At 74.5% G+C, this 4,925-nt stretch carries 3 protein-coding genes and 1 pseudogene; 3 read left to right on the plus strand and 1 reads right to left on the minus strand.

Annotation, left to right across the window (positions count from 1 at the left end):
* The 3 genes and pseudogenes from ACFFCA_RS10470 to holA all read left to right on the plus strand — a co-directional run.
* Positions 1-780: ComEA family DNA-binding protein (locus ACFFCA_RS10470; protein ID WP_375484477.1), on the plus strand; the 780-nt coding region annotated here is incomplete at its 5' end.
* Between the two features lie 596 nt (positions 781-1,376).
* Positions 1,377-2,831 (plus strand): annotated as a pseudogene (locus ACFFCA_RS10475) (ComEC/Rec2 family competence protein); the annotation flags it as partial.
* A 449-nt stretch (positions 2,832-3,280) separates the two neighbouring features.
* Entirely contained in the window at positions 3,281-4,222 is a 942-nt protein-coding gene (holA, locus tag ACFFCA_RS10480) for a DNA polymerase III subunit delta (protein WP_375484478.1), read from the plus strand.
* A gap of 265 nt (positions 4,223-4,487) precedes the next feature.
* Here holA and rpsT read toward each other — a convergent pair whose 3' ends face one another.
* Positions 4,488-4,748 (minus strand): 30S ribosomal protein S20, encoded by a 261-nt coding sequence (rpsT, locus tag ACFFCA_RS10485; RefSeq protein ID WP_375484480.1) that lies wholly within the window; start codon positions 4,746-4,748, stop codon positions 4,488-4,490.
* Positions 4,749-4,925 lie beyond the last annotated feature (177 nt).

A 4,925-nucleotide genomic window follows, 5' to 3' on the forward strand; every position in this document is an offset into this window, starting at 1 on the left:
GATGTCGACGACCGCGGCCGGTGGAGCGGTGGCCCGTCGCGGTGGCAGCGCCTGCAGGCGCGCGTCCCGATGCGGCTCGATCCCGGTCGCCGTGCGGCGTGGGGGGTGGGGGCCGCCGTCGTGCTCGCGGCCGTCATCACCGGAATCTGGCTGATGTCGTCACGCCCGGCGGCGGTGCCCGTCTCCGCGCGGGTCCCGCAGGTGCCCGGGTCGACGCTGACCGGTAGCGGTGGCTCGCCCTCACCCGCCCGAGGCTCGCCCTTGGGTGGTACGTCCGCGGGTACGGCCATCAGCAACGGCCCGGCCGTGTCGGGCTCGACGCCGACCGGGCTGGTGGTCGTCGACGTCGCGGGCAAGGTCGTCCGACCGGGGCTGTACCGGCTCCCCGCCGGTAGCCGGATCGACGACGCGCTCCGAGCCGCGGGCGGTGCCCGCCACGGGGTGGACCTCAGCAGCCTCAACCTCGCCGCCCCGCTCGTCGACGGCCAGCAGGTCGTAGTCGGCGTGCCGGGCGCAACGGGGGCGCAGCCTCCGGTCGCCGGGACGGGCGGCTCGGTCACCGCCGGCGGCACGAGCCCGGCCACCGCCGGGCCGGTGAACCTCAACACCGCGAACCTCGAGCAGCTCGACGCCCTGCCGGGCGTCGGGCCGGTGCTGGCGCAGCACATCCTGGACTGGCGCGGCCAGCACGGCCGCTTCACCGGCGTCGACCAGCTCAACGACGTCAGCGGCATCGGCGACGTCAAGTTCGCCGAGCTCAAGAACCTGGTCACCGTGTGACCCTCGATGAGCCGCTGGACGTTCGACTCGCTGTCGGTGCCGGGACGGCGTGGCTCGGTGTCCTGTGGGCGTCGAGTCGGGCTCCTATCGCGGTCGTGGTCGCCGCGGCCGCCGCCACGGTCCTCGCCGCCGTCGCACTGGTGTGCGCCCGCATCCGCCGCTGGCTCGCCGCGCCCGCCCTGGCCCTGTTCTGCCTCGCCCTGGTGCTGTGGCCGCTGGCCGGACGGATCGCCCACGCCCACGGCTCGCCGCTGGCCGCCCTCGCCCGTCAACACGCCGCGGTGGACGTCGAGCTGACCGTCACCGCCGATCCGCGCGTACTCGCTGCCAAGGGGATCGCCGGCTCGGCGCGGGTAGCGGTCACCGCGTCGGCCGACGCGGTGACCTATCTGGGGCACCGCCTGACGACCGACGGGTCCGTACTCGTGCTCGGCGACGCGGGGCCCTGGGCCGATGTGCTGCCCGGTCAGCGGGTGCGCCTGAGCGGCTCGCTGCAGCCGTCACTGGACGCCGGCTCCCTCTCGGTGGTGCTGTTCACCCGCGGGCCGCCGCGGCTGCTCGGCAGACCGCCGTGGTGGCAGCGCCTCGCCGGGGCCGTGCGTGCGTCCCTGCGTCACGCCGCGAGCGGCCTGCCACGTGCGGAGCGGGGATTGCTGCCCGGGCTGGTCGACGGTGACACCAGCGCCCTGGACCCGGTCCTGGCCGAACGCTTCCGCCTGGCCGGTCTCACCCATCTGGTCGCGGTCAGCGGCACGAACTGCAGCATCCTGACCGGCGCGGTGCTGCTCGTCCTGCGCCGCCTGCGGGTGCGCCCGTGGGTGTGCGCGCTGACGGGTGGGTTGGTGCTCGCGCTGTTCGTCGTGGTGGCGCGGCCGTCGCCCAGCGTGCTGCGGGCCGCGCTCATGGGCGCCGTCGCGCTGGCCGCGCTGGTGACGGGGCGACCACGGTCCGCGCTGCCCGTCCTGTCCGCGGTGACCATCGCCCTGTTGCTATGGGACCCGACCCTGGCGAACAGCGCGTCGTTCGCCATGTCGGTGCTGGCCACGTGCGCCCTGCTCGTCGTCGCCCCGGGGTGGGCCGAGGCACTACGGCGCAGACGGGTGCCGGTCGGTGTCGCCGAGGCGACGGCGGTCGCCGCGGCGGCGCACCTCGTGACGGCGCCGGTGGTCGCGGCGCTGTCCGGTCAGGTGAGCCTGGTGGCCGTTCCGGCGAACGTCCTGGCCGAGCCGGTCGTGGCGGTGACGACGGTCGTCGGGTTCGCGGCCGCGGTCTGCGCGCCGGTGTCGGCGCCGGTCGGCACCGCGCTGGTCTGGGTCGCCGGCTGGCCGTGCCGCTGGCTCGTCGGGGTGGCCGAGTTCTTCGGCGGGCTGCATGGGGCGGTCCTGCCGTGGCCGGGGGGCGCGTCGGGCGGCCTGCTGTTGCTGCTCGTCACCGCGGTCGTCTGGGTGGCGTGCGCCCGTGCCGGCCCCCGCAGGATGCTGGCCGCCGGGCTCGTCACCGCGCTGTTCGTGCTCGTCCCAGTGCGCTCGGTCGCCACGGCGTGGCCCACGTCGGGCTGGGTCTTCGTCGCCTGCGACATCGGGCAGGGTGACGGGCTCGTGCTGTCCGCCGGCCCGCACCAGGCCGTCGTCGTCGACGCCGGTCCCGATCCGGTGCCGATGGACCGCTGCCTCCGGGACCTGGGCGTCACGGACGTCCCGCTGCTCGTCTTCACCCACATGCACGCCGACCACGTCGGAGGCATCCTCGGCGTCGGGCACGACCGGCGGGTGGGGCAGATCCTGGCCGGGCCGCTGGGCGACCCCGAGGCCGGGCTCGAGCTCGTCCGACGCTTCGCCGCGGAACGGCACCTGTCCGTACGCACACCGGCGCCGGGCACTGCGATCGACGTCGGCGCGGTGCACCTGGACGTGCTCGGGCCGGCCGTCGCCTTCCACGGCACGCGGTCCGACCCGAACAACTCCTCGCTGATCCTGCGCGCGACGGTGCGCGGCATCCGGATCCTGCTGCCCGGCGACGCCGAGATCGAGGCGCAGGACGCGCTGCTGCGGTCGCACGTGGATCTCCGGGCCGACGTGCTGAAGGTGCCGCACCACGGTTCGGCCTACTCCGACCCGGCGTTCCTCGCCGCCGCGCACGCCTCGGTCGCGGTCGTGTCGGTCGGCCTGCACAACGACTACGGTCACCCGTCCCCGGTGCTGCTCGGCGAGATCGCCCGGCTGGGCATCCCGTTGCTGCGCACCGACCGCGACGGCGATATTGCGATCTCCGGCGACCGCGGTGCGGTGCGTACCTCGGTGCACGGCACCGCGGCGAGCCGGGTGGGAGCATTGGCGGCGGTGCGACGTCCCGCACCGCAGACGGCCGTGGCCCGCGCGGTTGCCGCCCGCGCGATCGTCACCCGCACCACGGGCACCGTTGCGTCGGTGATCGGTGCGAGGATGGTCGCGTGCCAGCACGCCCCGTCAGCCTTGACGACCTGCCCGTTCCCCTGCCGCCCGTGCTGCTGCTCGTCGGCGACGAGGACCTGCTCGTCGACCGCGCCGTCAGCGCGATCTCCGCCGCCACCCGGGCCGAGGACCCGCAGGTCGTGGAGACCGAGCGCACCGGCGGCCAGATCGAGGGCAACGAGCTGCACGAGCTGCTCGGTCCCTCCCTGTTCGGCGACTCACGGCTGATGATCGTCCGCGCCGCGCAGGACGTCCGGGTCGCGGCGGCCGCCGTTCTGGGTCCGTACCTGCAAGCCCCGGCCGAGGGCACCCGCATCGTCTTGCAGCACCCGGGCGGGGCCAAGGGCAAGGCGCTGCTCGAGCTGGCCCGCAAGGCGAAGGCTCTCGAGATCGGCTGCGCCAAGCTCACGCGGCCCGACGAGCGCGCCGACTTCGTCCGGCGCGAGGTCCGGCGGCTGGGCGGGCGGATCGGCCCCGACGCCCTGTCGGTGCTCATGGACGCGGTCGGCAGTGACCTGCGCGAACTCGCCGGGGTCGCAGGTCAGCTGGTCAGCGACTCCGGTGGCGAGGTCGATCTCGACACCGTCCGGGCCTTCCACAAGGGCCGGGCCGAGGTCAGCGGGTTCGCGGTCTCCGACCTCGCCGTGGTCGGGCGCAGCGGTCCCGCGCTCGAGGCGTTGCGCTTCGCCCTCGAGGTCGGGGTGCCCTATGTCGTCATCGCCGATGCACTGGCCGACGGCGTGCGTTCGATCGCCCGCGTGTGGTCGGCCGGGCGGGGCAGCGAGTACGACCTCGCCCGCCGCCTCGGCATGCCGCCGTGGAAGGTGAAGCGCGCGGGTGGTCAGGGGCGGGGCTGGTCGGAGGACGGGCTGCGTCAGGCCCTCGGTGTCGTCGCCGACCTGAACGCCGATGTCAAGGGCGCAGCGGTGGACCCGGCGTTCGCGCTCGAGCTGGCGGTGCGCCGCATCGGTGCGGCTCGCGCCGTCGCCTGAGCCCTACGGCGAAAGACGTCCGCGGCACGGCGACCGTCGCCGGACGCGAAAGAGCCGCGCACGGCGATCGTCGCCCGGACACGAAAGAGCCGCGCACGGCGATCGTCGCCCGGACACGAATGAGCCGCGCACGGCGATCGTCGCCCGGACACGAAAGAGCCGCGCCGTCCGGTAGGGACGACACGGCTCGGGCGCGGCCGGCAGCTCGGAGCTGCGAGCTTGATGCGGTGAGCGGTGGGCTCAGCAGCTCCGCGTCAGCAGTGGGTCAGAGCGCCTTGGCGCGCAGCGCCATGGCCGACTTCTTGTTGGCGGCCTGGTTGGCGTGGATGACGCCTTTGCTGGCGGCCTTGTCGAGCTGGCGCGACGCGTGCGCGAGGGCGGTGGTGGCGGCCGCACGGTCGCCGGAGTCGGCGGCCTCGCGGAACTGCCGGATGGAGGTCTTCAGGGCGGACTTGACCGCCTTGTTGCGCTGCCGCGCGATCTCGTTGGTACGGATGCGCTTGATCTGCGACTTGATGTTGGCCACGAAATCCTCGACGTTCTCGTTGGTGGTGTTCGCTCCGCCCAGGGCTGAGCAGACAACCGTGCCAGGTTACCAGCGGCACGGACGGCCGCCCAAATCGTCGAAGACGCCGTAACGGGCCGCGTCGGGCCCCGGCGGGGCGGGCCCGGTTACGGTGTCCCGCGTGACCCACCCCTCCGA

It is taken from the genome of uncultured Jatrophihabitans sp. (genome assembly GCF_964252635.1).
In the GTDB taxonomy this organism is placed as follows: Bacteria; Actinomycetota; Actinomycetes; order Mycobacteriales; family Jatrophihabitantaceae; genus Jatrophihabitans.